Source organism: Bradyrhizobium sp. LB14.3, from assembly GCF_040547985.1.
Taxonomy (GTDB): domain Bacteria; phylum Pseudomonadota; class Alphaproteobacteria; order Rhizobiales; family Xanthobacteraceae; genus Bradyrhizobium.
This window is the reverse complement of record NZ_JBEPQT010000039.1, coordinates 1-24,034: the sequence shown is the minus strand read 5'-3', so window position 1 is coordinate 24,034 and position 24,034 is coordinate 1. Positions and strand designations below refer to the sequence as shown.

Below are 24,034 nucleotides of genomic sequence, written 5' to 3'. Positions count from 1 at the left end.
TCGCGCCTCGGAGCCGCACGATTTGTCGCGCGGCTCCATCCATTCGTCAAGAAAAGGACAGGACCATGCGGCCGACGACCGCTGGCGACAATGTTTTCGACTTCAACGCTCTTCTTCATCCCGGTACGGTGTTTGAAGCACCGAGAGACGTTCTGGATCATCCGGCCCTGACGCTGACCGAGAAGCGCGCAATCCTGGCATCATGGGCGTCCGACGCGTCCGCGATCGCCTCTTGCCCGTCGATGCGCGCACCTGCCGGCCTCAAGAAGCCGGTATCGATCGACGAAATCTTGGACGCGTTGCGCGCCTTGGACGGTGGCCCACGGACGCCGCCCGGCGGAAAGCCCTACCGTCTCCGTTCGACCGAACGTGCGGCCGCCGCGGCGTAGTTTTGGAGGCCCTGATGACGATGGACGAAAACCTGGCACGCCTTCGTGCCCATCATAACAACATCAGCCGCTACCCCCGGCTCCTGCGTACCAGGCTTTTGCCTTTGGAACGCCAGTTCATCGAACGGCGACTTTCCGAAGAGGAGGCCGCTCTGCAAAGCCTTTCCGCTTCGACCTTCCCGAACGCCTTCAGGGAGCCAAGGCTTGGTCGACCGTTGCCTGTTGCAGACGTGATGTCATGAGCACGACCGTCAACCTGGGTCGACCGGGCTCGGGCTCGTTCCCTTTGGCGCTCCTCAAAAGGTTTTTCGTGCGCGAATATTGAAGACTCCGGCTGCGGACGGCGTATCATCGGCCGTGGAGATTTCAGGGATGGCTGTCTCGACCAACGAGCGTCCGATGTGCCCTGTGTGCAAGCACCGGATGGCGTTGGCGCGCATCTCTCCCGGCCCCGCGGATTCGATGAGCGCACCTTCGAGTGCTCGACTTGCGAGCGTACCGAAGTGGTCCGCTTCGCGGTGGATCCGATACAAACCGACGCGGTCGGCTGGCTTGCCGGTGAGCTGAAGCCGCGAAACTGAGTGTTCGGTGTGAGTGGCGCGATGGATGAGGACTTCTGCAAAGAACAGACGCAACGCATTCGCGCATTGGCTGACCGGGCTGATCTCCTTCACCAGGCGATGCCTGTTGGCGCTGGTCGTCCATACGCCCCCGGGGTGGCCAGTCCCTTGAAGGCCGCGGAGCGGCCGCTGCCGGTGCGCGTCACGCCCCCGGCGTCGATCCTCTCAGGGTGGGCGAGGCGTGACCAAGGGCGCGATCGAAGTCTGGTGCGACGCTTGCGGCGGCGGAGGATCCCTGCCCGCGCGGGAGTCCGAGCCGGCCGCAGGACCTATCCGGGCCGCGGCGTGAAGGCAAGGGCCGTATGCCGGCCAAGCCGAGTGAGGTGCGGCTCACACCTCCGGGAGCTTGACATGGCAACTATGAATTGAGGAGGCGAGAATGCTCCTGATAGGACTTGGCGCTCTGCTTGTTCTCGGCGGAATCTTGTACATGGCACGCGCTACTATTTGGCGGGGATCGCTTAGCCGGCCCGCTGGCGATACACTGGAGCCGACGCGGCGCGGCGTGGGATTCCTGGGGATCGGAGCGAACTGGCCGGGCATTCTCCTTATGGCAATCGGTGCCGTTCTGTTGGTGGTGGGGGCCGGCCTCTAGCCTCAGCCATCCGCCGAGCTGCCGCCCTGGAAGACAAGTTGGTATCGACGCTTCAGCCGATGGCTCGTGGTAGTAGCGGCGTTTTGGAGGCGATCGAGGTTCGCGCCGTCTTTAGCAATCACGAGCAGTCGCCAATTCAGGCCATCGGGTTCCGCGTCGTCGTGTTCAATCTCGACGGAGATAACGAGCTCCCCGCCGGGAACGTGCCGGATCTCCTGAAGAGCGATCAGTTCGAGATCGGCCTTGGACATCAACGTTCTTGCCACCGGTCTCCTCCCGGCCGGCCTAACGCAGCCTCAATCGCTACGCGACTGCTTTATGAAAACGGCCCGCTCGATCATGTCAGCGGGCTATTTCTTTCGCTTCTATTTCCCTTTCATCTTCGGGTCATTCATGGTCGCCCCCGGGTTAGCCGAAGTCGGGCTGCTCGATGCCCCTTCACCGCTGGTCGCGGCTGGAGAATTGCCGCCGCCCCCAGATCCCGCACCTGCGCCTCCGCCGTCCCCTGATCCCGCACCCGCGCCGCCGGCTCCGCCCGATCCCGCGCCCGCGCCAGCCCCCGCTCCGCCCGCTCCTCCGGCCCCGCCCCCAGCGCCACCCTGCGCGGAGGCGGCAGCGATCGATCCGAACACAAGTGCAGCTACGAGCGCCATCTTGCCAATCTTCATGGTGCTTTCCTCCTATTTAAGTTTGCTTGCAACCGACCGCTGTAACCTTCGTTCCTAAGCTGGAGCAGGACCAAACGCGTCGAGGTGCAGCACGGGCAGGATACCTCACTTGCAGCAGACGACTTCCCCGTGGAGGTCGAGATCAAAGCGAGCCGGTCGCACCTGCCGAAACCAACTCGCCGAACCGCTCAACGAGCATGCGCACCAATGCCCGGTAACAACCACAAGGCCCCGGCTTAGGTGGGAAGCGAATTTGCTCGAACGCATTTCCGCATGCCGCGGCAGAATGTCTCGATTTGAGCTCCCGATAACTTCAACAAGGCAGGCAGTGCCGCCGATCGTATCGGATCGCGACATCGGCCTCGCTCTCTCCGTTGCCTTGAATTGAGACCCCCGACCAATTGTCGGGGCGCTGATTTCATATCGTCCGCCAACTAGCCCCTAGACGCTTGTCTCGCCCATTCAAGTGAACTTGCGTTTATCGGCACCGACTCGCTGATATCGACGACCGGAACGACATCAATGTCATTCCAGAAGTTGTACTTTGCCACGAAGGCGGTGACGGCTTTTGGGTCGTTGGCTTCGACCAAAACATAGCCCCCTCGTCCCGCGAGGTTCGCTACGAACGCGTGTATCGTCAGCCCCTTCTCTTCATCCGGCGTCCACTTGCTGAACGCCGCAAGAAGCGATTGCGACCCTGCGAAGTTTTGGTCAAAGGAAAGGCCAGCAGTGCGGACTGTATATTCGAGCATGTATTTCATGAAACACCTCCTTCAAAACTGGACAGTGAGCCACGCGCCCCATCTAATCTTAAGTACGAGCGGTCGCGCAAGTGTTAGCAGCGGCGAGAGCGACCTCATTGGTCGTGAAATTGCCCGGTCATGACCCATCGCGTCGGTTGCCGCAGCGGGCATATCTAGAAATTCGACACAAATCGGACGTCGCGTCAGAGGGCACACCGACGCGATCGGCGGGCCGTCGCCGACATTCGCTCCTACAATCGGTTACTTGCGAAGAACGAGCCTTAAGCCTTCAGGTCGGTGATCCGCATAATCGCGACCACGTTCCCATCATTGAACGCCTGCTCCTTTGTGTCCTTGTTGCAGGTCCAGACAAAATTCTTCTTGCCGGTAAAGCTCTTTTCGTCCTGCTCAAGCCGAAGCTCTCCTTCGGTGATATGGCAGACCATGGCATTCATCATAGGAGGCCCCATGGTCTTCGATCCCGGCTGCATGATGACGTCACGCATTGAGACGGTCTTAAAACCCGGGATCAACGATGGTGTGTCGCCATCATACTGGCGCACCACCACACCCGGCCATGGAGTTGTGTCCTTGTAGCCCGTGGTTTGAGCGGCGGCGGGCTTTATCGTGGCCGCCGTAGCCGCTGCCAACCCGAATGCCAATGCAGACCTTCGGTCGATCTTGCTCATCGGTTTTCTCCTCTGCAACAAGCCGCCGCAAAAGTTGCGCGCGCGGGGAATGTGAAATCGTGGTGTGAAACCGAAAAGGGGGCGGTCTCTTAGGGTAGCGTACCTGCCGATAGCGCTAGTAACTGCTCGTTCGTCCCGAACGGTGACTTCGGCACATCCCGCTTCAGGGGCAACCACATTCTACAAGACTGGATGCACCCCTAGAAATGGGTGTTTCGCCCCAAGAGGCAAAATGCCTCAGCTTGCTCAGGGCCCGAAGATCGTACTCGCTGTCGGCAACTTCACACTGCGTCCAACTGAATACGCAAGTCAGTGTGGCTGACTGGTTCTACGGTGTGTGTGTGCTGGTCGCAGGGCATATTTCGCGGAAGGCTCCGGGAGAGGAATGTAATCGGCTGCTTTTGGAGAAGTACGCGCACGATAAGTCATGGCGTTCTAACCCCATCCAGTGGTGCGATTACGTGGCAACCTTGACGCTCGTTTATAGCGATCTCGGCACGCGACCCGAAGTTTGCCCCTGCGCCGATGCCCTACATCTCCCCCAGTCATCGTCTCCGGTGCGGACCGCCGCCTTGACCCATAGCTGACTTCATAGCATCGAGTTATACTGCCCTCACGGCCAACGTACTTTGTAGAGTCTGGTTGCGGTCACATTTCTTGCAGGTAGGAGGCATGAAAATGAGCCAGCAAGCACAGTGGCAGGTCGTGGGCAGTGCGCCCGAGGTATACGAGCGAGAGCTGGTGCCGGCTGTGTTTGGGGTGTGGGCTCCGATACTTGTTGAGCTAGCTCAACCTCGGCCTAGCGAGCGTATTCTCGATGTCGCGTGCGGCACTGGTGTTGTGGCGCGCATCGCCGCAACGCGCGTCGGTCCAAGTGGTACCGTGGTTGGGATTGATCTCAATCCTGGAATGTTGAGCGTCGCTAGATCAGTCGTATCGCCGGATTCGCGGTCCGGCGGACAACTTCAGTGGCAAGAGGCGAGTGCGGATAAGCTGCCATTCCGAGATGGTTCATTTAACGTCGTATATTGCCAGTTGGGCCTGCAATTCTTCGCCGACCGGCCCGCGGCCTTACGCGAAATGCGTAGGGTTCTTGGTCCCGAAGGAAGACTCGCGCTGATGGTGTGGAACGGCATTCACGAAAGTCCCGGATTTGCTGTTCTGGCTGACGCATTGCAGCGACACGTTGGTCGAGCCGCGGTAGCTATCATGCGTGCGCCATTTGGGTTGTCCAATGCCGACGAATTGGAAGCTCTCGTTCGTGCCACAGGTTTTCAGGACGTTGCAATTCAACAGCGGAGTGGGACCGTGCGCTTTCCGACGGTCGAGCGATTTGTGTTGAGTTACGTTGCGGGCTCGCCATTGGCTGGTCCGGTATCACAGGCAGACGCTGCGGCGCGCGCAGCTCTAATCACCGACGTCAGGAACGCCCTGGGTAAATTCACGAGCAATGATGAACTGGCCTTCCCCATAGCCGCCCACCTGCTATGCGCGAGAGTGTAGGACAGTTCGAGTTTTGCCTCGGTTGCCGCGACGCGAACGAGAATTGCGGCTTCCGTTGTTGGCCCGTCGCCGACCTTCGCTTACAGGGCCGCTATGTCTGCCTTTAGGAGATAAGCCGACCCCAGCTCTAGTCGCTATGAAAGTCAGACTGTGACCAAAAGCAGATGCGCGCTGATTCAGTCATCAGCCGCCGCCAAACTTGGATGGATCATCGTAGGCAGGAGGATCGTCGTGATCGGTCCGGAGACCTCCCGGAACGGAATCGTCGCGATAGATGCGCACGCCGCCTGGAGTGATATAGCTCGGGGTGACCACCTGGCCAGGACGCGCGATGGCTTGTCGCGAGTTGTGATGCCACCTTGGCGCGGCGTTCGCAGAAGCACACGACGCGAACACAAGGCATGATCCCAAGACAAAACGCATTGCATTTTCTCCAACCAAGCCCTGTTGTATGTGGTGCGCACGCTGCTCCTTGCTTTCACATTCGAACCGTGGTTTTGGCTTATCGCGTTGGTTGGCACACCGCAGCGACATGTCCGGAGCACGAGTAGAGCGGAATTCGTCCCACTCGGGGGCCGACCGCCGCCTTTGACCCAATGTATGGTCCGGCCGCGCGTTGCAAGAGGTTTCGTCAACCTGGCAGATGCGGTCTTGCATCAATGTATCCGGCCTCTGATTGGAGCGTGTTGTGCTCCGGGCCATCATGGATATCAGCGCGCATTCGAGCTAATTAGCGGACAGGCCTCGAACGGGCCATTCGGGTCACCAGTGTTCGCATGCGCCGGGAAGACCGATCCTCCATCGTTGTCTCATTCCTCTCGCAGACCTCGGCGGGTAAGGGATGTTGTTACGTCATCGAACGCTCCTCACGTCGCACTGTTCCTTTGTTCGTGCCTGGCGGCCGTTCCTTCGTCCCGGCCTGCGCGCGCCGACGCGCCGCGCGCAAGGGCCGTCAAGGCCGGCCGTCGTGCTGTCCTGACGTCTTGCTCTACCGCTGCCAGGCTGTGCCTTGACGGCCCCGAGCACGGCGCGAGGATCAAGCAGGTCGGGACGCCATCTCATCGGTCTTGACGCACTCGAAGGCGCGCCCCTTGTTGAGAACCGCCCAGGCGATGCGGGCGAGTTGTTGGCGAGCGCAATCGCCAGCACGTTGTGGTGCAATCGTTTCTTGGCGGCTTCGATCCAAGATTTGAGGCCATAGCGCTCCCAACCCTTGACCTTGACCAGCACAACCCACGCGGCCTGCACAAACAGCGCGCGCCGATTGCCGCGCCTTGATATCTTGCCGAGGATCGTGCGGTCGCCGGTCGAGATCTGCTTCGGCACCAGTCCAAGCCAGGCGCCGAAGTCGCGGCCTTTCGAGAACACGTCTCCAGTGCCGATCGCGGCCACCATCGCGCTCGAGATGAGCGGGCCAATGCCGGGTACCGTCATCAGTCGCTCGCAGGCCTTATCTTGACGGGCCAGCGTTTCGATCTCGCTAGTTAACCCCTCGATCCGCTCATCCAGCCGGCGCCAGTCGCCCGCCAGATCCTCGATGATGCGCAACATGCGAGGCGAGAGCACATCGGTGCGCGTCGCGAGGATACCCGGCAACTCCGACCGGAGGGAGCGCAGGCCTTGCCGCAGCGCGATGCCCCGCTCCAGCAGGAACGCACGGATCTGATTGATGACGCCGGTGCGCTGACCGACTAATCGCTCGCGCACGCGGTGCAGCGCCTGCAGGTCGAGCTGGTCGGCGGTCTTGGTTGCGACGAACTTCATGGTCGGGCGTTGGACCGCCTCGGCGATGGCTTCCGCATCTCGGAAGTCATTCTTCTGTCCCTTCGAATAGCGGCGCACGTATTTCGCCGGCATCAAGCGAGCGTCGTGGCCAAGCATTTGCAGCTTGCGACTGAGGTGATGCGCGCCGACGCAGGCCTCCATGCCGATCAAACACGGCGGCAGGTTGGCGAGCCGCGTTTCCACCTGGCCGCGCGACCACTTCTGCCGCAGCACGATGCCGCCGCGCTGATTCTGGCCAATGATGTGGAACGAGTTCTTGCCGATATCGATGCCGATGACGGCGGGCGAAGTGTCGAGTTTCTGAGACATGGCGTGCTCCTTGTCTTGGGCGCCCCTTGCCAGCTTGTCCTGCTGCAGGGCCGGAGCACGGCCGGACCATTCCATTAGCGGAAGTGCTTCCTATGAGGGGACCGGAACAGACGCAGGCCACCAAGCAGCGGTATGTCATGTCATATCGACGCTACCTTCATGATATCCAATGTTCCGCGAAAGATCATCTCGACTGCAACGTAGAGAATGACGGCCAGGCCGACGTAAGCAATCCATCGATGATCTTGCAGAAGGCGCGCAATAAGAGAAGCGGCCACGCCCATCATCGCAATGGAAAGCCCCAACCCGAAAATCATGACCACTGGATGCTCGCGTGCCGCCCCTGCGACGGCCAGGACATTGTCAAGCGACATGGAAACGTCGGCCGCAATAATCTGCCAAACCGCTTGGACGAGTGTCTTGCGGGGCTTGTTTGCTGCGATTACTCCAGCAGTCTCCTTCGCACCCATAGGATTTGTGGAGGACGCGCGCAATTCTCGCCACATTTTCCAACACACCCACAACAGCAGGATCCCGCCAGCGAGCAGGAGGCCGACGATTTGGAGGATTTGCGTCGCTAACCCGGCAAACAGCATGCGCAGTATCGTCGCAGCAACGATCCCAATCAAAATCGCCTTGACTCGTTGCGCCTGAGGAAGTCCCGCTGCGGCAAGTCCGACGACGATGGCGTTATCGCCAGCGAGCACAAGGTCGATCAGAACGACCTGCAACAATACGTTCAAGACATCTGCAGTGAGAAATTCAAACACGCGTCGCACTCCCCCGTGCCGGGAGAAATGGCCCGCTCTCAGCGCGGATTTTTGGTGGTTGGTGTGTGTCTAATCGGTTCACCGATGCGTGTCGCAGTCCCGTGCCGCAGACAAAACAGGGCCGCTCTAACTCAACTCTAGTCCGACGTCGCCGGCTGTCAGGGGGCTTGGTGACTGTCTCCCACAGCCGGCGTGCCCGGATGTTGTTCGACCGGTTGCTCGAAAAACAGTGCCACTTGATCCGGTTCGCCAAGAATCGCCGCAGCGCAGCCCATCATGGTGAATGCACCGGCAATATCCCAAAGCGTTACATTTTCTAACGTTTCATTTTCTGAATTTGCCCGAGCAAAGAGCGCTGTGACGATCGCGTCCAAGAAAAGCAGGATGCTGAGCGCAGGCAAGACGAGTTGGATATCCAAGAAGTACATCATTAAGAATGCGGGAGCTGCGACCAGGATGCTCAACAGCGCGAATATGCAGAATGTGTCCCGCCAAGGAGCATTCCTGTTTGTCCAACTTGCATGAGAAGCGATCACTTTGTCCTCCTGCATAGGAGTGTCTTCTACCGCCGCAAATTACTGAACTACTCTGGCCTAGATGCACCGTTTTCCGACGTATCCCCGATCAATGTTTTGTCCTATGCCGCCGAGTCTCGATCAGCGTAATAGCGCCGGCCGCCACCACGGCAATAATGACCACGGCTGCAAGCGCCTCGACGGACGCCAGGGTCCCGGACCATTTGTCCCAAAGCTCAATCATATGCTTGCCTCTCGCGAGAGCGCACCCACGATCGATAAAATCCACTCTCTAAAAAGACGAACCTTTACGATCAGAAAAACAATGCTACCCATCGTCGCGCGCTTTTTGACCGCGCGGCAAGGTGACTTATGCGGAACCGATACGGAGGCCGCCTGGACGCCCGTATATCGCGTGCGCTCCGGATCACGGCGATACGCCTCTGGATCGCAGAGGACTTCCGCCCGTCGTCGGTCAGCTGCGCCAGGTAGCGGGCATAAACGGCGAACGCGAGCTATCTGTCAGCCGCGGCACCGGGATGTCGGCTAGTGGCCCATCGCTTCCGTTGCCGGGGTGTCGCTGCATGTCGTCTCGCAGGGGCAGACCGGAAGTTTGCAGCCGGGCGCCAGTTCGGCGGCTTGTGACCCGAAGCCGTCCTGGGCGACGTGCCTCATTCGCGACGCGGCATTTGCAGTCACAGCGTGCGAGGACTATCAAGACGTGATACTTTGCGGCCTCGTCCTCATGCTGCAATGAGGGTCGAATGAAACGGCGGGAGTTCATAGCCGGCACTGCGGCGCTGCTTGTTTCGCCAAGTTATTCGCGCGCGCAAGGGAAACGGCGTCGGCTCGGCTTTCTTGCTGTAGGTGATGGAAGCGGGAAAGCCCTTAATCAAGCCGAGATTGCGTTCCCTGATGCGCTGCGAAGCCTTGGCTGGATAGAAGGAAAAAATCTGGTCATCGATTATCGCTTTTCCCATCCGCCAGATCGACTATTAGCTTCCGTCGCCGATCTGATTGACCTTCTTCCCGATGTGCTTGTTGCTCCAGGACCGCGAGCGGCGCTAGCCCTGAAATCGGCCACCACCACTGTCCCAATTGTATTCGTGGCTGTGGCCGATCCCGTCGGTCTAGGCCTGGTGCAAAGCCTCTCGCGACCAGCTGGTAACATAACGGGTTTTGCCACCAACGTTCCCGAAGATTTCGTCGCGAAACGCATCGAAATTCTCCGAGAATTAGTACCGGGCGCCTCGAGAATCGCGCTTTTGATCAACCCGGACAACCCAATGCACCGGCTGGTACTAGCTGAGTATTCACCTCGCACCGCGCAAAAACTGGGCGTGGCTCTGACAATAGTCGAGGCAACCACAGCCGAGGGACTGGACCTCGCCTTTGCCTCGGCTGCCGCTCAACACGCTGATGGCATCGTTGATTTTGGCGATCCGCTCACATTTGTCGAGGCGCCGCGCGTAATCGCTCTCGCAGCGAAACACCGTCTGCCGGCAAACTACTTGTTCCGACACTACGCCAATGGCGGACTGTCGGTGTACGGAGCCGATGCTGCCGATCTGTTCCGACGTTCAGCCGTCTACGTCGATAAGATCCTCAAAGGCACCAAACCTGCCGACCTGCCGGTACAGAGGCCAACCAAATTTGAGCTAATCATCAATCTAAAGATTGCCAAAGAACTCGGGCTCACCGTACCGCCCTCGTTACTCATTCGCGCTGATGAGCTGATCGAATAGCGATCCTGTTTGCTGCGGCGCGTGAGTCCGGTCGTAGCCCGCAGCCGACTAGCTAGGGCGAGCTGGCCGTGTCCGCTTTCGAAGAGTCTAGCGGACACGCCCTATCTCGCGGCCACCGGCTGTCAACCTTCGCCCCACACGCGCCAACGATGCGAGGATGCTACCGATCCGCACCAGCTAACGCTCAAAACTGTGCTCGTCCGTGATCTGCTGGGAGCAGCAACGCGAAAATCAGCTGGACCTGAGGTGTGAGTGCTCACTGGCGCGAGCGCGGAAGCTTGGCGCACCATCCGGTATACGGCCAGTTCTTGATCATGTGGCGGCTGAGGTCGGGCGCGCCGTGCTTCCACCAGATCGCGCCGCGCTCGCCGATGGCTCGCTTCGCCTCTTCGACCGCCCAATGAGCCGTTTGTTCCGCTTCAATATCCTTGCGCGCCTTGGCATCGCCACCGCCCGCCTCGCGCTCTTAAGCCGCCGCACCAGGTCAGATCTCTCCTGCTCTCCCAGGGCCGAGTTTGCCATGTGCCAAAGGCGTCCGCGGACGACGAAATATCGGCCGTCAGGAGTCAACGGATCACGCCGACTTCCGCTGGCGACCGGCCGCCGGCTTCTTCGCCGCTTCCTTCGCTAGCTTCTTCCCGGCGATCGGCATCAGCAACTCCTTCTGGCCAGCCGTCGCCTTCTTCGCTTTCTTTGCCGGCTTTTTCGCTGCCTTGCTCTCCGCAGCTGTGCCGCCGACGCTCTTGCGCAAGGCGTCCATCAAATCGACGACGTTCTCGCCGCGCGGACGCTCCTTCGGGGTGATCGGCTTGCCGGCGCGCTTCTGGTTGATGAGGTCGATCAGCGCCGTTTCGTAGTGGTCCTTGAACTTTTCCGGCTCGAAGCGCCCCGCCTTTTGGTTCACGATGTGCCTGGCGAGATCGAGCATATCCTTGGTGACTTTGACGTCCTGGATCTCGTCGAAATACTCCTGCTCGCTGCGCAGCTCGTAGGGATAGCGCAGCAGCGTGCCGACGAGGCCCTTGTCCATCGGCTCAAGCGCGATGATGTGCTCGCGGTTGGTCAGCACCACCCGCCCGATCGCGACCTTGTCCATCTCGCGGATGGTCTCGCGGATCACAGCGAAGGCATCGTGGCCGACCTTGCCGTCCGGTCTGATGTAGTAGGGCCGGATCAGGTAGCGAGGATCGATGTCGGACTTGTCGACGAACTCGTCGACCTCGATTGTCCTTGTGGACTCCAGCGCGATTTCCTCCAGCTCTTCCTTGGTGACCTCGATGAACTGGTCCTTCTCAAGCTGGTAACCCTTAACGATGTCCTCGTTGGCCACCTCGTCGCCGGTGTCGGCGTCGACCTTGAGATACTTGATCCGATGACCGGTCTACCGATTTAGCTGGTTGAACGAGATCTTCTCGCTCTCCGACGTCGCCGGGTACAGCGCGACGGGACAGGTGACGAGCGAAAGACGCAGGAAGCCTTTCCAGTTGGCGCGAGGGGCCATCAACGCGGTACTCCGAACAGGGCGGCGGGTGGATTCAAGACGATCGGCCGACCATGGTTCCGACCTCACCGGTCGAGCGTCTGTGTGATTTTTCGAGAGCCGGACTCGACTCTCTTGTTCTTGATATGTGCTAATGCCAAGCATGAACGACCGCCCGCGAGCTGGCGCATGCCCACACCTAAGCAGATGGAAAAAATGGCCGCTGCCGTCAGCAGGAAGGCCCCTCCCCCCGGCGGACCGGGGCCGGGGGACGATCTGCCGCCGGAATACTGGCAGGCGCTCATGGAGGACGGGGGCGTCGAGGCTCGCCGTCTGAGCGCGGGCGCGTCCGGACGGATGCTGCGGCTGGACCAAATTCCCCAGCATTTACTGAGAGTGGGCTGCCGGCGCTGCGGCCGGACCGTCGAGATCCAGAAGGCCGATGCCGCCCGCCTGTACGGTCCGGACGCGGTCTGGAGGGACGTCGGGCAGCGCCTCTTGGACAACATCTGCACTCAGCGGACTGGGCGCCATGAGGAAGACGGCTGCTGGCCGTCGTTCGATACCTGACGGGTCCGGAGCCCGGGCGATGGCGCCGAAGTATCACCCGACGCCCCTCTCCGGAGGCGACCGCAAGGCCCTCAACAAGGAGCTCGGCCGCGCCCGGGCCATGACCATGATCCTTGCGACGCAGGCCGCCGATGCCAGAGCCAGGGGCGAGGCACTGATCCGGACCGCGGACAAGCTGCTGTGCGAAAGCTGGAACGAGCGCCTGTGGGCCGACGGCGAGCCGATCGCCCCCTCGCCGACTGTCGACCAGGCCGTGAACGGCGGCTATAGCTGGCTGAAGATCGAGTGCTCGCGCTGCAAGACGCGGCGGAACGTCGAGCTCGCCGAACTTTCCCACCCTCCGACGACCTTCGTCCACGACCTGGCCGGCCGGCTCCGCTGCAGCAAGTGCGCCAAGGCCAACCGCCGCCCATCGGCGACACTGCTGCAGTTGGCACAGCGCGGTCGCCATCCGGATCCTGGGACCTGAATGTGTAATCTCTATTCGATCACCACCAATCAAGCCGCGATCAGCGCGCTATTCCGGGTCGTCAACCGCTACGTCGGCAACCTCGCGCCGATGCCCGGGGTGTTTCCGGACTACACGGCGCCGATCGTCCGGACCGGCGCCGACGGCCGCGAGTTCGCGCTGGGGCATGCCGTCGTCGTCGAAGGCGCTGATGGATGCCACCAAGAAGCGTGCCGAGAAGCTGCAAGCGAAGGGTAAGACCGTCGATTTCAAGGAATTGCTGCGGATGGAGCCGGATTCCGGCACGACCAACATCCGCAACGTGAGGCAAACATTGGACGCGGTGGCTGGGTCCGGAGCACCGCTGCGCGGTGCCGTTCAACTCGTTCAGCGAGTTCAACAAAGCCGAAGGCGGCGACGTCTGGTTCGCGCTCGACGAGACCCGTCCGCTCGCCTGCTTCGCCGGCATCTGGACCAACTGGACGTCGGTCCGGAAGGTCAAGGAGGGCGAGACCACCAACGACCTTTACGCGTTCCTGACGACCGAGCCGAACGTCGAGGTCGGCGCCGTGCACCCGAAGGCGATGCCCGTGATCCTGACAACGCGCGACGAAGTCGAGACCTGGATGACCGCCCCCGCGGACGAGGCCCTGAAGCTGCAGCGCCCGCTTCCGGACGGGGCGCTCAGAATCGTCGCCCGCGGCTCGAAGGAAGACCCCGCGGCGGGAAGGTAGCGTTCTGCACGCGCGGCGGGAACAGGTGGACAAGCCCTGGCGCTCTCGATTGCGAATCCCTGCTCCGTGCTAACCGCTCGGAACAAGCAGGTGGGCAGAAGGATTCGTCCTCGCAGGAGTGATCTGGATGCTTATGACGAAGGAACGACGGCCGGCGGTACAGACGCTGCGAGGCTGGGCGATCAACGTGTTGCAGGACGCCGGCGCGATCCACGAATGCGAGGAGCATGGCTGGGCCAAGGACAAAGCGGACCCTCACGCCCGCGGACGCGCCATCGATCTCGCTCGGCAGCGTCCTCCGTCCGGTCTTTCTCCGGGAACAAGCGGTTGCCGAGATCCGGGACGTCCTGGACTCGATCAGCGATACCTGCCCGGAATGCCAGCCGCTTAGCGGTCGACATGTGCCGGATCTCTCTCGCCTTTGGCGGACATAGATGCCGCCTCTTCGATAGCCGCCATCAAATCCGAGGTTGCGGACTGCTGGATCATATGCCCTGCTCCGGCGATACGTCGCAACCTGCTCTGCTCGACCTTGTCACGCAATCGCGCGGATTGCTCGAATTCGATCAAGCGGTCGTCCTCACCCGCGATTATGACGGTCGGCACTGTGAGTTCGCTGTAGGTTTTTGAAGCTGCAAGGGCGATGGGGACCATCATTGCGGCTTCTTCAGCGCTGGCGCGGAGTTGAGACGGCCGAACAGCCATCTCGACCGGAAAGCCGGCGAACTTCTCCGGGACGCTTTGCGGTCCGAATATCTTGCGCATGAGTCCGGGCCACATCAGTCGGGCGACGAGCGGCGAGATTGTGTTACTGACGATGTCCCCAAGCCCCGGTACCGCAGGCACGGACGGCGTGGCCAGATCGACCCTGGGATTCGGAAAGTAGTATCCGGACGCCAACACCAGCGCTTCGACGAACGAGGGGTGCCTTATGGCCAAGGCAATCGCCACCGAGGCTGCCCAAGAATGCCCGAGCACAATCGCTCCCCGGATGCCGAGTCGCTCGAGAGCCTTTTGGAATAAGTCCGCCTGTTCGTCCGGTCCCCAAACGATACTGCGGGGTCGCGAGCTGTGGCCAAAGCCCGGGCGGTCGAACGCGACTACCCTGTAATCCTTGGCAGCGAGGTCGATCAGGCCGCTCGATTGAAAATCCTGGATCATGCTCCCATTGCCGTGAAAAAGGACAAGCGGACGGCCGCTACCGCGTTCCATGTAGTGGAGCCGAACGCCGTCGATATCGATAAATCTGCCCTGCGGCGGATTCTCGCGTTCCGCCTTGCGCGCGAAATACCGGTTTACGAGCGCCGTCGCCGCCAGAAGAGCCGCTGCGCCAGCAACCATCGCGACCGCGGGCCGTCGCCGGAGCGCGCTCTGGAAATCAGACAAAAACGATGGAGAACTTGTGCGCTCTAGAGCCATGTGCGGTGCCTCGGGATGGTCCGCACGATGACGTCGCCAGCGCGGAATGGAACAGGTGATCGGCAACACCCTTCGGCTTTCTACGTTCCTGCGCCGCTGGCCGCATAATCCGTCGTAGCATCGAAGAAGGATCCACAATCATCTCGACCTGATTGCGCAATCACGATCACGACCTTGGGGGTCGGGTGCGGAGGTTGCTCGATATGCGAGGGGCCGGTACCCAGAGTTGAGCATTGTCTGATGTCCGGCTGCGCTTTGGTGCGTAGCGACGCGACTTTCCTGCTGAAGCCGTTTTCGCCGGCGACCTCCTCAAGCCTTTCGACAATAAATACCTTGAGCAGGTTACGGCCCGGCTTAGATGGTCCGACGGCTTCGACCGGCCACCAATCCGTACACGAAGAGTACGATGATGGCGCAGACCTCGTCGAGACTCGGATTCGCCATCCGCCATAGCCGCCGCGGACGGCCGAAGCCGAGCAACGCTACTACGCCCTGCTGGAACAACCCGCCATGGCGGCATAACTTAAACCAAATGGCCTCCGCAATCCCGGGGCGGTTCAGTCATGGGGATGCTCCTGTCTTGAGCGAGGTTTGCCAACTCCTCATCTTCAAGACAGGACGCCCCACAGCGCTATCCTGTTTGCTGGGCCGCCGGCCGCGGCGCCCTACCGCGCGAGCGGTTTAGTCCTTTGACCCTAAGCGGTCGTCGCGATGACCAGGGGCCGTTCTTAGTGGAGCGCTGACAGCGCGCACAGCGTCGCCGAAGCAGATCTGCTTCGCTGCACTGCTTCGAAGAGCCTGATCACGTATCGGGGAGCGCGAGCTGGGCACCTAGATGATGCGCTGATGTTGTACGCGGAATAACTCGGAAGCGTCGCCGCGGGCGTCGCGACGACTCTTCAGTGTTCACAGCACATTAGGGCGACTTGGCCCTTTCACGGGCTGCTTGGACTGCATCCATACCGGTCTGCCTGATCCGATCCAGAGCCTCGGCGCCTGTATCGGAGACCTCGGCCAACAGCGATTCGGAACTTTCGCGCAACGCCTGCGAGACGGCACCTACACGGGTCTTCAGGTCGGTCTTCACATCATCGCTGGTTTTTCCGACATACTCATTCTCGATGTCTGTTGTTCGAGACGCCCCTGCGATTGCGGCGCCGATTGCCAAGCCGACGACGCCAAGCACCAGCGGCTGCTTTTCGAACACATCAGACAATGACGACTTTGCTTTTGAGACGGCTTCGCCGCCCGGAACCTGGTCGCCCAATTTGGCGAAGCCGTCCCGCACCATCTCTACGCCGTCCTCGAACTGAGCCCTCATCTTGTCCGCGGTCCCTGACAGAACGCCGGACGCCGCTGACCGCAACGTATCGCTGCCATCGAGTGACCCTTCGTGATCCATTTCGGGCGCCGTGGGAGGCGCCGCAGTGCGCTGGAGCGCCGATGCCGCAGTCCGCATCGTGCTCACCCCGCCATCGACAACACCGGACGCGGCAGCCGCCGTGGACCGAGCCGCGCCCTTGATCCTGTCGTCACCAGCCATAAGCCACAGCGCGCCGCCTCCAATAAGGACGGCGGCAAGGGGATTTTCCTTGGCCGCTGCGACCAGATGGTCGAAAAAGCCAGTTTGCGTGCTGCTCATCGGACCATTCCCTTCACAGTGTCCTTGTCCTTTTCCAACTGCCGGATGGTCTCCCGCGGCGCAAGATTACGGGCATCCAGCCGGTTGATGCCGACCGCAAACAGCACGCCCGCAATGGCGCCAGCGACCATCGCGGATGTCAGGTAGGAAAGCGGTTGCGACCATCCCGCGGAGATCAACGCCGCCGACAGCGCGAACAGCGCCATCACAATGGCGGGGATCACCAGAAGGGCGCCACCGGCAATGAGGCCTGCTGCTCCCGTTATCTTCTGCACTCTGTCGCTGAGTTCAGCCTTGGCCAAGTCGATCTCGTTCTGGAACAGCTTGGCGAACTGACCCATCGCGTCGGCTACCAGCGTGGAGATGGTCCGAAGATCGTTCTGGCTTGTCTTGATATCATGCTGAATGGTCATGACACCCTCCCGCCTTTGAAGGACGTCGTTCGCTGGGGACCGTTGCCGGATGCCGATGAGCCCTGCATTGACGCGTGTCCGGTTCGGGTGGAAGACGTGGATCCGCGCCATTCGTCGCCCTGCGTCGAGGACGTTCCACTGTTCATTCCAGGTCGCGATGAAGGCGAGTCACCGCCGGAGGCCTTCAAGAAGCGGACGGCGGCGAAACCGGCGAGCACCGAGATGCCAAGGAAAGCGGCTGGCTGGCGCTTCGCGAAATCGGTTGCGCCGTCGAGGAGATCGCGGAGGCTGCCGTTGCGGATCTTCTCGGCGGCATCTTCAACATAGTCCGCGGCGGAGTTGATGCCGCGGGCGGCAAAAGGCACGTCGCTCTCGAAGGCGCGAGCCGCTTCGCGAACATTGCCGGCAAGTCGCTCAATGAACTCGGCTCCAGACCGCTGCTGCTCGCGTGCCTGGCCGCGAATCTGGTCCATGGTCCCCGAAGCGAGGTCCTTGGCCGCATCCCCCGCTTCCTTGAACTTGTCCTGTGCGACGTCAGCCGTTGCCTGAAAGGCCTCGTCGGCCCGCTGCTTCACAGTCGCTCCAGCCTCCGCCATTTGGTCCTTCAGGTTCTTGGGAGAACCCGCGTCCCGATCTTGATTTGAATTTGTGCCTCTGCTCAGGTCTAGATCGCTCATGGTGCGTTCCTTCAGGTATCGGAATTGCGGGAGGGATTGAAAGCGGCTCCGACGACGTCGTCGGCGGCTGTCTTGAGCGAGTCAGCGAGGTTCTGAGTCATGCGGCTGGCATGCTCACCGAGACCGGCGTCAGCAACTCTGTTTGTTGCCGCGTCGGCTGCCGACATTGCGGCATCTTTTGCCGCGTCAAATCCGGATTGAGCGGCCTCCGCGGCGGCCCGCTTCACGCCGTCGCTCCCCTGCCCCATTGCCTTGGCTTCAACCTTGGTTTCCGGAAGAGCGGCTGCGATGATGGCTCCGATCGCCACGCCAAGACCGGCGATCAGCGCGGCATTATCGCTGATAATCGCGCGAGCTTGTTCGGGCGCTCTCCCGGCCGCGTTCTTCGCTGCGGAGGCACTGTCCTTCGCCGCATCCACCCCGCTCTTGAGCTTCTCGCCGATCGTATCGGCGGCCTCGGTGGCCCGCGCCCGCAAATCCGCCGCCACGCCGGCAGTCGAATCTTGCGCGGAATCGGCCATGCTGGCCGCCTGAATCCGGGCGGAAGATAGTTGATCGGTGAAATCGCCTTGCATAGCGCGCGCTCGGCCCGCCATGTCCTCGAAAACCTCGCCCGCCTTGTCCATCGCAGGGCCGGAAACCTCGGCGGCGCGGTCTCGCACAGTCTTTGAGGTGAGCGCCAGACCGGCACCGATCATCAAAAGCGGCAGGGGGACGCCGCGTGCCATTCGCAGGAGTGGAACGGCCATGGCCGTGCCGGCGGCCACCGAGCGCATAGGGTTGTCCATGATCTGCTGTTTCAGTCCGTCGACCCAGCTCTTTGTCGTGTGGGTGACGTAGTCGGATACTTCCGACTTGATGTGCTGCGGCGACACCTTGTGGCGGATGTCATCGGCCGTCTCCGAGACCTGCTCTTTCAGCCGATCGACCGTAGCGGCCAACTCAGCGCGATTTCGCTCGGACTCACGTCTTAATTCCTCCACGGACCGCATCATCGCATCACCCTCTCTCGCTTTTCGGATTTCTTGTAATCGAACTCACGGTTTTTTGAATTGTTCCTAGTGACCCGCTCCGGCGGTGCATTCCATTCGCAGAGCGCACTTCGCACGGGCGAGAGCGCGATCTGATCTTCGCCAAACGCGAGACTGCAATACAACTCAGGAGGTGTTAGTGGCAGCTCAGACGCGAGTAGATATCAGCCAACCGGCGCAGACGACCGCATGGCCTGTGCTGCTGTGCGGCCCGGGCGTCGACCTTCATGGGGAGAGATCCGGGTCCGTCGTCGTGCACCGCTACTGCACGCCCTTATTGTCAGATGCAGCTCAATTCTGGGGCCGACTAGGATCGAAATAGCGGAGCTACGATTGAGGGTCCAACTGGGCCGAGCTCCAAGAACGAAGGAACGACAGCCGATCTCCGGTCAGCAAGAGTGGCGCACATGGGCGCTGGACGATCGCCAGCAGCAGACTAGTCAGTCGCACTCGCCGGATCGGCGGCAGCAATCTGCAGTCCCGCCCCGTTGAGAGCCTCCGCAATTTGCTTCGCGAGCAGCTTGGCTTCTTCAATTCCAATTTTCGCGTCTGGGTGATGTGCAAGAAACGCGCAAATCGTCGTGGAGATGATTGTATTCACCTGGTGCGGATCAATCATTTTACGGCACTCGAAAATGCGAACTGCTTTATCGGATCGGCGGCTGCATCACCGGAAGAGCAAAGCGGTCATCGCAAGCCAAAAAACGAGAGAATGGCCGCGACTACAACTATTAGTCCTATGAGGTAAATCAGGCCGTTCATCACAAGAAACCTTCTGGCTCGGTTGAACTAACGTTATTTGAAGGTCCCAAGCCCGATTTTCGCATTGCGTGGCTGAACGGCCGTTAAATTTTCGACATCAACTTCCTTTTCGATCGCCGATAAGGAGTTACCGATCTTGTCGACGATCCTGACCAAATCGGGGTGATGCGAAACCGCTTTCGAACTGACTTTACCTGCTCTGCGCTCGCGAGATCGCGCGTCGTGCGAATAGGCCGTGGCGGTCTTGAGCATAGCATGAGCAGATCTCCTGACTAAGTAAGATCAGCGAGGTCCCTTTTGTTCCGATGAGCAACAATCACGCGTGCAATTCATCAACTTGTTCGGCCCCTGATGCACACCTCGATGTCCGGTGTTGGCCCGTCTGCGACCTCATCCGCTCTTCGGCCGCTGTTGCCGGTAAACCGGACATCAGCCGGCCAGCCGCTAATAGTACATGCCCTAGCGTGCAAAAAGGACAGCGCCGCGCTCCTATCGCTTGCCGAGGAGCCTGATATTTTGTCGCCTAAACTCTGATCGATATTTTTTGAAGGCGCTGCCAATTTGTTTGTGCCCCGGTGGGGAGTTTTCATGCAAAGAGATTTAGAGTGCGAAAAGCGTAACGCGGCCAGTGCCGCTGAGGTGGAAGAGTTCGCCGCCGAGCCTGTAGCGACCCGCAGACCGGTAGCTGCAAACGATAAAAATGAGGGCGGGCCATGGCTGCTCGTTGCATTTCCTGACGATTGGTTCGCGACGTGTTGAAACATGGTCCAACACGGGGCCAGCGCCTCGGCGCGGGTGGCGTCGCGGCGGATCATTGGTTAGGGCTTACCCGTCTTCCCCGACGTGTCAGCGACGAAGCTGGCCAAGTTGGCCGCCTTCGCCTTTCCGCCGCCGGCCTTGCCGGTGCGGCTGCCCTGCCGCGCCTCCCTCCGGATGCACCGCTTCATAAATCTGCCTTTCGCTTCGCGATCAGCTTCGCCCGTTGCGCCGGCGCCAGGTCGCGGCGGATCAGGTTTTCGTCGATGTCAGCGAGCCAGACAACCGCTGACTACAAGAAGGCACAATGAATTTGCCGAGAGCAGGAACACTATTCACCGGGGCGAGGTTTGTCTTCATCAGAGGCTAGGCATTGCGGAGTTCTCTTCCATGGCTACCCAGATCGTGATGGACCACACAGGTGACAGCAGGCATTTCTTTGAGCAAGACCACCCCAAACAGCTCGCCCAGGCTGAGCGGCGCTTCAACAAGTTCATCGGCCAGGGATTTACCGCTGCCACTCGGACGGCGGCCGGCGATCTCGAGGTGATACGGTCATTTGATCCAACCGCGGAGGAAACGCTGTTTTATCCGCGCCTGGTCGGCGGTTAGAACGGTCGCAGCACGGAACATGTTTTTGTTCAGACGCAACGGCGTCGCCCGGGGAGCGAGTTTGCGTGCCCTGCGTGCGCTGTATCGGAGCTTCAACGAGCAAAATGGCCCGGACGCGAGTGCGCGTCGTCTTTTGCGAGAATGGTTATCTGCAGGGCAACGCGCGCAGTTTGATGCCAATGGTTTTTTCGAAGTCACTGGCTCTCTTACCGGCCGGAGATACCGAATCCATCAGGGCACCATGAGTAATGTTTTGGAGCTGGATGAGGCACTGGAGCCTAAGATGGGGTGGTGCTTCGTTCCCGAACGGAGCTTGGCAGTTGGCGATGTGATGCTCGCTCAGAAGATCGCGCTCGAAACCGACGAAGCCGCAGTTCTCGCGATCGCAAAGCCGTTTTCTCCGAGACTGCCCTTTGTGCCTCGAGCAGTGCGGCGCGCTCACTAGATCTGATCATGGGCGGGGCCGTCGCTTGTGACGGCGGCAGCCCCTCGCCGCGAAGGCGCCAGTACGCGAGACGAGGACGACTTGGCGACTGCATCGAGCATCGGCGCTGGGCCAGATCGACGCAAGAACGTCCGTGCGTTAGCGTTACTTGGGCTGCTTAACGGCGTCTGATGGCTTTGCGGGTGGGGACCGGGAGGCGATCGCTTCAACCTTTTGTAGCGTTCGTGCGAACTCAGACCGCAGATGTTGGGCGTGCGCGACGTCCCTCGGCTCTGAGAGAAACGCGATCTTCACGAGGAAGCGGTTCAACAGCGACGCTATTCGAAGATTGTCGGAGTGTTGCGAACGCAGTGCGGTGAGTTGCCGACGCATCTCGACGAGATCAAGCGGTTCGTGGTCCGGCTGGTTTGTCAAACGAAACTGCCTGCAATCAAACGAAGCCGACGCGCCGAATATTATGGCGCGCCGACTTCGCCATGGGTGGTCCCGGACGGGGGCAATGTCCGATGTGCCAAGGTAACCCGCGGAAGGCTCGTCGCAATCTGAGGTTCAGATTAAGCTTGATATGCAGGGTGGAAGTTAATTCGGGAACCGAGAGGACGCGCCGAAGGTGCTGAGCCGGTGAATGCTAAGAAGGAACGTCTAGGCCAGTGTGGGAATTCCTTGGCTGAGCAACAGCTGCGAAAATTCGATGCGTTGCTATATCTTCACTCTCGACGACTGGGGCAAGACACTCGATGTGCAGGAGATCGAGTGCGGCAGTCCGGAAGAAGCTCTTCAGCTTGGTTCTGCCGGGGTGGCGAACGAACCGATCGAAGTGTGGTGTGGCCCCCGCTCGGTCGGTTTGAGCCAGAGCGAAGGTAAGGGAGACCGCTGCCGCGCCTCCGCGCACTCTTAACCTTGGCCGAGCGCCGCCTTCATGAAGGCGAGCAACACATCAGCCAGCAAGAGACGCTGATAAACCGACTCAAGCGCGAGGGACGCGATCTTGCTCTCGCGCTTTCCGTCCTCGACACCCTGATTGAGACTCAAAAGCTCATTTACAGGAGCGGGATTTGATCGTTGCCGAAGTGGCAAAGCGATTTGGATGAAGATGCTCGCAGTCACAGATCACGATCACGGCCAAACGTTCTTGACAGCCCTCCGTCCTGTACACCACCCGTGGGGCAGCCCGTCTACGCCATCCCGCAGGCGACGACGACCCGCCGTCTTCCTCTTGAGGATCGCCGATGTCGAATGCGCCTAGCCGGTAATCTTCGCCAACCGATTGCTCTGTCGTCGGCGCCACAATCAAAGCGAACGTCGCGTCGGGATAGTCCACACTTCGATGTCGTCTGCCGTGACGGTTAGATAGCCGAAGAAGCACCTGTATCGACCAGGCGCCGTCATGCGGGCGATCTTGTCCCAATTGATCTTGTTAACGCGCACGCGCTAGCTCCAATCGTTTTCGGGCAGCGAGCCGGGCGGCGGTTTGAGTTCTTCTAGGCCGGCTTCGATAATTGCTATTTCGTCTTGGACGGCCCGTACAGCGTTCGCGGGATTGATGCCGGAGACGGCGTGTAGTTCGCCGAGAACCTTGCGCCGATGCGCGAGCAAGTCCGTCAAGGCACGTCGGTCCCGCACCTTCACGTAGCCGGCGACGATCATTTCCATGGCTGTTGGCACAGCGTTGCCTCCTCTCCGCGCCAAACCTGATCCACTGCCGCGCGTGCGGTTATCCCCGCTCCCACGGCAAGAACGCGGGCCAAGTTTACGGCCTAATACTGGGTACTGTCGCAGGGCCGCGATCCGTCAGGGTCGTTCCACTCGGACGTCAGGGCCCTCGAGCAATCCTTGGTGCCTGCTCCTACCGCCGATTGAACGAGCTTTATCCCCTTTCACCAGTTACGCCCGCCGAGCACCCTGCCCTTGTTGTGATGGGTGTGGGGCTTCTTCAGCGCGTCTCGCTGCTCACACAGGGTGTCGATCTTGCCTAGCATCCGCGAGAGTATGGTCTCAGCCGACGCCATGGAGATCCCGGCCCGCTGGAGCTGGAGGATTTCCTTCCTTTGGCGCCCCACCTGCGTGCGCATGCGTTCATTTCCCGCCTGATGTAGTCCAGGTCCGGCATATGCGCCTCTCGTGGAATAATGGCATTAGAACGAAAAGAGCCGGATTCTTCAGGAACCTGAGTTTTTGGCGAAAGTTGTGGGCCCATGAAGCCGGCGAAAACATTCAAACAGCAGGCTCGTGTAGCCGAGAAGGCCGCTCAGGAGACGGCCGACGAATTCGTTTCTCGGCAGATGAAGGCCCTGGCCTCGGGATTTAGAGCGCAGGCCAAGGTTCTGAAGAAGAAAAAGAAGAAGGGAGGATGACGAAAGAATCTCTTCAGAACCAGGTCGACCGGGCCGAAGCCCTCGCCGCCCCGACGGCGGACGACGAGCTTCGCGAGACTCTTCTCAAGGCCGCCGGGGAATATCGAGACCAGCTCAACAGCGCGGCCCCCCAGCGCGCCGATGGGCTGGCCGCCATACTGAGGCTCTTCGAATAGCCAGGCACCGGCGTCTGGGCCGCGCCCCAAGACCGATGAGGAACAAGTCCAACTCGGTCGGAATTGCCGCTCTGAGCTGTCGGCATCCGTGCCGCCAGAAAGCCGCGTGGCGTCGACGCTGCTGCGGGACCTTCATCTTTAAGGAGATCAGCATTGAGCGACCGGACGGGCAATGAACCTGCAC

At 60.6% G+C, this 24,034-nt stretch carries 27 protein-coding genes and 4 pseudogenes; 13 read left to right on the top strand and 18 right to left on the bottom strand.

Going from position 1 to position 24,034, the window contains the following annotated elements; genetic code table 11:
* Positions 1 to 65 precede the first annotated feature (65 nt).
* Together ABIB00_RS35625 and ABIB00_RS35620 are read left to right on the top strand one after the other, a co-directional pair.
* Positions 66 to 389 carry a hypothetical protein gene (locus ABIB00_RS35625; RefSeq protein WP_247338773.1) on the top strand — a complete coding sequence of 108 codons (324 nt, stop codon included), beginning with the start codon at positions 66 to 68 and terminating at the stop codon, positions 387 to 389.
* 14 nt (positions 390 to 403) lie between these two features.
* On the top strand, positions 404 to 631 hold the full coding sequence (locus tag ABIB00_RS35620; RefSeq protein ID WP_354107580.1) for a hypothetical protein: 228 nt from the start codon (positions 404 to 406) through the stop codon (positions 629 to 631).
* 54 nt (positions 632 to 685) lie between these two features.
* Here the strand turns inward: ABIB00_RS35620 and ABIB00_RS35615 are convergent, their stop codons facing one another.
* From ABIB00_RS35615 to ABIB00_RS35600, 4 genes are all read right to left on the bottom strand, one after another.
* Entirely contained in the window at positions 686 to 1,063 is a 378-nt protein-coding gene (locus ABIB00_RS35615; protein WP_354107579.1) for a hypothetical protein, read from the bottom strand.
* A gap of 543 nt (positions 1,064 to 1,606) precedes the next feature.
* Positions 1,607 to 1,855 (bottom strand): hypothetical protein, encoded by a 249-nt coding sequence (locus tag ABIB00_RS35610; protein ID WP_354107578.1) that lies wholly within the window; start codon positions 1,853 to 1,855, stop codon positions 1,607 to 1,609.
* A gap of 851 nt (positions 1,856 to 2,706) precedes the next feature.
* Positions 2,707 to 3,033: a DUF3303 domain-containing protein gene (locus ABIB00_RS35605; protein WP_354107577.1), complete on the bottom strand. Its 327-nt coding sequence runs from the start codon at positions 3,031 to 3,033 to the stop codon at positions 2,707 to 2,709.
* 263 nt (positions 3,034 to 3,296) lie between these two features.
* The gene (locus ABIB00_RS35600; RefSeq protein ID WP_354107576.1) at positions 3,297 to 3,704 is read right to left on the bottom strand and encodes a hypothetical protein; all 408 of its coding nucleotides are present in this window, start codon (positions 3,702 to 3,704) and stop codon (positions 3,297 to 3,299) included.
* Between the two features lie 672 nt (positions 3,705 to 4,376).
* Between ABIB00_RS35600 and ABIB00_RS35595 the strand changes: the two genes are divergently transcribed.
* The gene (locus tag ABIB00_RS35595) at positions 4,377 to 5,207 is read left to right on the top strand and encodes a class I SAM-dependent methyltransferase (RefSeq protein ID WP_354107575.1); all 831 of its coding nucleotides are present in this window, start codon (positions 4,377 to 4,379) and stop codon (positions 5,205 to 5,207) included.
* A gap of 1,036 nt (positions 5,208 to 6,243) precedes the next feature.
* Here ABIB00_RS35595 and ABIB00_RS35590 read toward each other — a convergent pair.
* From ABIB00_RS35590 to ABIB00_RS35580, 3 genes and pseudogenes are all read right to left on the bottom strand, one after another.
* Positions 6,244 to 7,301: pseudogene (locus tag ABIB00_RS35590) on the bottom strand (IS110 family RNA-guided transposase).
* Positions 7,302 to 7,441: 140 nt separating this feature from the next.
* Positions 7,442 to 8,071 (bottom strand): TerC family protein, encoded by a 630-nt coding sequence (locus tag ABIB00_RS35585; RefSeq protein ID WP_354107574.1) that lies wholly within the window; start codon positions 8,069 to 8,071, stop codon positions 7,442 to 7,444.
* A gap of 158 nt (positions 8,072 to 8,229) precedes the next feature.
* Positions 8,230 to 8,622, bottom strand: coding sequence for a hypothetical protein (locus ABIB00_RS35580; RefSeq protein ID WP_354107573.1), 393 nt, complete (start codon positions 8,620 to 8,622; stop codon positions 8,230 to 8,232).
* A 728-nt stretch (positions 8,623 to 9,350) separates the two neighbouring features.
* Between ABIB00_RS35580 and ABIB00_RS35575 the strand changes: the two genes are divergently transcribed.
* Positions 9,351 to 10,331, top strand: a complete 981-nt coding sequence (locus tag ABIB00_RS35575; RefSeq protein WP_354107572.1) for an ABC transporter substrate-binding protein — start codon at positions 9,351 to 9,353, stop codon at positions 10,329 to 10,331.
* A gap of 574 nt (positions 10,332 to 10,905) precedes the next feature.
* On the opposite strand, the pseudogene ku reads toward ABIB00_RS35575, so the two are convergent.
* Positions 10,906 to 11,832 (bottom strand): annotated as a pseudogene (gene ku / locus ABIB00_RS35570) (non-homologous end joining protein Ku).
* 168 nt (positions 11,833 to 12,000) lie between these two features.
* Between ku and ABIB00_RS35565 the strand changes: the two are divergent.
* The 4 genes and pseudogenes from ABIB00_RS35565 (at position 12,001) to ABIB00_RS35550 (ending at position 13,997) form a co-directional block, all read left to right on the top strand.
* Positions 12,001 to 12,381, top strand: coding sequence for a hypothetical protein (locus ABIB00_RS35565; RefSeq protein WP_354107571.1), 381 nt, complete (start codon positions 12,001 to 12,003; stop codon positions 12,379 to 12,381).
* 19 nt (positions 12,382 to 12,400) lie between these two features.
* Positions 12,401 to 12,850, top strand: coding sequence for a hypothetical protein (locus ABIB00_RS35560; protein WP_354107570.1), 450 nt, complete (start codon positions 12,401 to 12,403; stop codon positions 12,848 to 12,850).
* Positions 12,851 to 13,563 (top strand): annotated as a pseudogene (locus ABIB00_RS35555) (SOS response-associated peptidase).
* Positions 13,564 to 13,690: 127 nt separating this feature from the next.
* Positions 13,691 to 13,997, top strand: a pseudogene (locus ABIB00_RS35550) (hypothetical protein).
* Here ABIB00_RS35550 and ABIB00_RS35545 read toward each other — a convergent pair.
* The 7 genes from ABIB00_RS35545 to ABIB00_RS35515 form a co-directional block, all read right to left on the bottom strand.
* Entirely contained in the window at positions 13,951 to 14,982 is a 1,032-nt protein-coding gene (locus ABIB00_RS35545; RefSeq protein WP_354107597.1) for an alpha/beta fold hydrolase, read from the bottom strand. The pseudogene ABIB00_RS35550 and the gene ABIB00_RS35545 overlap by 47 nt on opposite strands.
* Positions 14,983 to 15,898: 916 nt before the next feature.
* Entirely contained in the window at positions 15,899 to 16,624 is a 726-nt protein-coding gene (locus ABIB00_RS35540; RefSeq protein ID WP_354107569.1) for a hypothetical protein, read from the bottom strand.
* Positions 16,621 to 17,037, bottom strand: a complete 417-nt coding sequence (locus ABIB00_RS35535; protein ID WP_247342453.1) for a phage holin family protein — start codon at positions 17,035 to 17,037, stop codon at positions 16,621 to 16,623. The genes ABIB00_RS35540 and ABIB00_RS35535 overlap by 4 nt, the downstream gene beginning before the upstream one ends.
* Positions 17,034 to 17,633 carry a hypothetical protein gene (locus tag ABIB00_RS35530; protein ID WP_247342450.1) on the bottom strand — a complete coding sequence of 200 codons (600 nt, stop codon included), beginning with the start codon at positions 17,631 to 17,633 and terminating at the stop codon, positions 17,034 to 17,036. The genes ABIB00_RS35535 and ABIB00_RS35530 overlap by 4 nt, the downstream gene beginning before the upstream one ends.
* A gap of 92 nt (positions 17,634 to 17,725) precedes the next feature.
* Complete coding sequence (locus tag ABIB00_RS35525) at positions 17,726 to 18,709, bottom strand: DUF3618 domain-containing protein (RefSeq protein WP_354107568.1); 984 nt, start codon at positions 18,707 to 18,709, stop codon at positions 17,726 to 17,728.
* A gap of 472 nt (positions 18,710 to 19,181) precedes the next feature.
* Positions 19,182 to 19,364 (bottom strand): hypothetical protein, encoded by a 183-nt coding sequence (locus tag ABIB00_RS35520; protein WP_354107567.1) that lies wholly within the window; start codon positions 19,362 to 19,364, stop codon positions 19,182 to 19,184.
* A gap of 176 nt (positions 19,365 to 19,540) precedes the next feature.
* Positions 19,541 to 19,759: a hypothetical protein gene (locus ABIB00_RS35515; RefSeq protein WP_354107566.1), complete on the bottom strand. Its 219-nt coding sequence runs from the start codon at positions 19,757 to 19,759 to the stop codon at positions 19,541 to 19,543.
* Between the two features lie 894 nt (positions 19,760 to 20,653).
* Here ABIB00_RS35515 and ABIB00_RS35510 point away from each other — a divergent pair.
* The 3 genes from ABIB00_RS35510 to ABIB00_RS35500 all read left to right on the top strand — a co-directional run bounded on the left by ABIB00_RS35510 (position 20,654) and on the right by ABIB00_RS35500 (position 22,218).
* Complete coding sequence (locus ABIB00_RS35510) at positions 20,654 to 20,875, top strand: hypothetical protein (protein WP_247342440.1); 222 nt, start codon at positions 20,654 to 20,656, stop codon at positions 20,873 to 20,875.
* Between the two features lie 19 nt (positions 20,876 to 20,894).
* A complete protein-coding gene (locus ABIB00_RS35505; protein ID WP_247342437.1) occupies positions 20,895 to 21,320 on the top strand; it encodes a hypothetical protein in 426 nt (141 codons plus the stop codon).
* Positions 21,321 to 22,011: 691 nt separating this feature from the next.
* Positions 22,012 to 22,218: a hypothetical protein gene (locus tag ABIB00_RS35500; RefSeq protein ID WP_354107565.1), complete on the top strand. Its 207-nt coding sequence runs from the start codon at positions 22,012 to 22,014 to the stop codon at positions 22,216 to 22,218.
* Here the strand turns inward: ABIB00_RS35500 and ABIB00_RS35495 are convergent.
* The 3 genes from ABIB00_RS35495 to ABIB00_RS35485 form a co-directional block, all read right to left on the bottom strand.
* Positions 22,215 to 22,427 (bottom strand): hypothetical protein, encoded by a 213-nt coding sequence (locus tag ABIB00_RS35495; protein WP_247342434.1) that lies wholly within the window; start codon positions 22,425 to 22,427, stop codon positions 22,215 to 22,217. The two genes, ABIB00_RS35500 and ABIB00_RS35495, sit on opposite strands and share 4 nt — an antisense overlap.
* Before the next feature lie 324 nt (positions 22,428 to 22,751).
* Positions 22,752 to 22,985 (bottom strand): hypothetical protein, encoded by a 234-nt coding sequence (locus tag ABIB00_RS35490; RefSeq protein ID WP_247342432.1) that lies wholly within the window; start codon positions 22,983 to 22,985, stop codon positions 22,752 to 22,754.
* A gap of 212 nt (positions 22,986 to 23,197) precedes the next feature.
* A complete protein-coding gene (locus ABIB00_RS35485; RefSeq protein ID WP_354107564.1) occupies positions 23,198 to 23,392 on the bottom strand; it encodes a hypothetical protein in 195 nt (64 codons plus the stop codon).
* A 123-nt stretch (positions 23,393 to 23,515) separates the two neighbouring features.
* Between ABIB00_RS35485 and ABIB00_RS35480 the strand changes: the two genes are divergently transcribed.
* Both ABIB00_RS35480 and ABIB00_RS35475 read left to right on the top strand, forming a co-directional pair.
* Positions 23,516 to 23,674 carry a hypothetical protein gene (locus ABIB00_RS35480; RefSeq protein ID WP_354107563.1) on the top strand — a complete coding sequence of 53 codons (159 nt, stop codon included), beginning with the start codon at positions 23,516 to 23,518 and terminating at the stop codon, positions 23,672 to 23,674.
* Positions 23,671 to 23,850, top strand: a complete 180-nt coding sequence (locus tag ABIB00_RS35475) for a hypothetical protein (RefSeq protein ID WP_247342424.1) — start codon at positions 23,671 to 23,673, stop codon at positions 23,848 to 23,850. Before ABIB00_RS35480 ends, ABIB00_RS35475 begins: the two co-directional genes overlap by 4 nt.
* Positions 23,851 to 24,034 lie beyond the last annotated feature (184 nt).

Excerpts from the sequence above, each read along its gene's own strand:
- ABIB00_RS35625 (WP_247338773.1), top strand. The coding sequence starts at position 66 with ATGCGGCCGACGACCGCTGGCGACAATGTTTTCGACTTCAACGCTCTT.
- ABIB00_RS35620 (WP_354107580.1), top strand. The coding sequence starts at position 404 with ATGACGATGGACGAAAACCTGGCACGCCTTCGTGCCCATCATAACAAC.
- ABIB00_RS35610 (WP_354107578.1), bottom strand. The coding sequence starts at position 1,855 with ATGTCCAAGGCCGATCTCGAACTGATCGCTCTTCAGGAGATCCGGCAC.
- ABIB00_RS35605 (WP_354107577.1), bottom strand. The coding sequence starts at position 3,033 with ATGAAATACATGCTCGAATATACAGTCCGCACTGCTGGCCTTTCCTTT.
- ABIB00_RS35600 (WP_354107576.1), bottom strand. The coding sequence starts at position 3,704 with ATGAGCAAGATCGACCGAAGGTCTGCATTGGCATTCGGGTTGGCAGCG.
- ABIB00_RS35595 (WP_354107575.1), top strand. The coding sequence starts at position 4,377 with ATGAAAATGAGCCAGCAAGCACAGTGGCAGGTCGTGGGCAGTGCGCCC.
- ABIB00_RS35580 (WP_354107573.1), bottom strand. The coding sequence starts at position 8,622 with ATGCAGGAGGACAAAGTGATCGCTTCTCATGCAAGTTGGACAAACAGG.
- ABIB00_RS35575 (WP_354107572.1), top strand. The coding sequence starts at position 9,351 with ATGAAACGGCGGGAGTTCATAGCCGGCACTGCGGCGCTGCTTGTTTCG.
- ABIB00_RS35565 (WP_354107571.1), top strand. The coding sequence starts at position 12,001 with ATGCCCACACCTAAGCAGATGGAAAAAATGGCCGCTGCCGTCAGCAGG.
- ABIB00_RS35560 (WP_354107570.1), top strand. The coding sequence starts at position 12,401 with ATGGCGCCGAAGTATCACCCGACGCCCCTCTCCGGAGGCGACCGCAAG.
- ABIB00_RS35545 (WP_354107597.1), bottom strand. The coding sequence starts at position 14,982 with ATGGCTCTAGAGCGCACAAGTTCTCCATCGTTTTTGTCTGATTTCCAG.
- ABIB00_RS35540 (WP_354107569.1), bottom strand. The coding sequence starts at position 16,624 with ATGAGCAGCACGCAAACTGGCTTTTTCGACCATCTGGTCGCAGCGGCC.
- ABIB00_RS35535 (WP_247342453.1), bottom strand. The coding sequence starts at position 17,037 with ATGACCATTCAGCATGATATCAAGACAAGCCAGAACGATCTTCGGACC.
- ABIB00_RS35530 (WP_247342450.1), bottom strand. The coding sequence starts at position 17,633 with ATGGCGGAGGCTGGAGCGACTGTGAAGCAGCGGGCCGACGAGGCCTTT.
- ABIB00_RS35525 (WP_354107568.1), bottom strand. The coding sequence starts at position 18,709 with ATGATGCGGTCCGTGGAGGAATTAAGACGTGAGTCCGAGCGAAATCGC.
- ABIB00_RS35520 (WP_354107567.1), bottom strand. The coding sequence starts at position 19,364 with ATGATTGATCCGCACCAGGTGAATACAATCATCTCCACGACGATTTGC.
- ABIB00_RS35515 (WP_354107566.1), bottom strand. The coding sequence starts at position 19,759 with ATGCTCAAGACCGCCACGGCCTATTCGCACGACGCGCGATCTCGCGAG.
- ABIB00_RS35510 (WP_247342440.1), top strand. The coding sequence starts at position 20,654 with ATGGCTACCCAGATCGTGATGGACCACACAGGTGACAGCAGGCATTTC.
- ABIB00_RS35505 (WP_247342437.1), top strand. The coding sequence starts at position 20,895 with ATGTTTTTGTTCAGACGCAACGGCGTCGCCCGGGGAGCGAGTTTGCGT.
- ABIB00_RS35500 (WP_354107565.1), top strand. The coding sequence starts at position 22,012 with ATGCGTTGCTATATCTTCACTCTCGACGACTGGGGCAAGACACTCGAT.
- ABIB00_RS35485 (WP_354107564.1), bottom strand. The coding sequence starts at position 23,392 with ATGCGCACGCAGGTGGGGCGCCAAAGGAAGGAAATCCTCCAGCTCCAG.
- ABIB00_RS35480 (WP_354107563.1), top strand. The coding sequence starts at position 23,516 with ATGAAGCCGGCGAAAACATTCAAACAGCAGGCTCGTGTAGCCGAGAAG.
- ABIB00_RS35475 (WP_247342424.1), top strand. The coding sequence starts at position 23,671 with ATGACGAAAGAATCTCTTCAGAACCAGGTCGACCGGGCCGAAGCCCTC.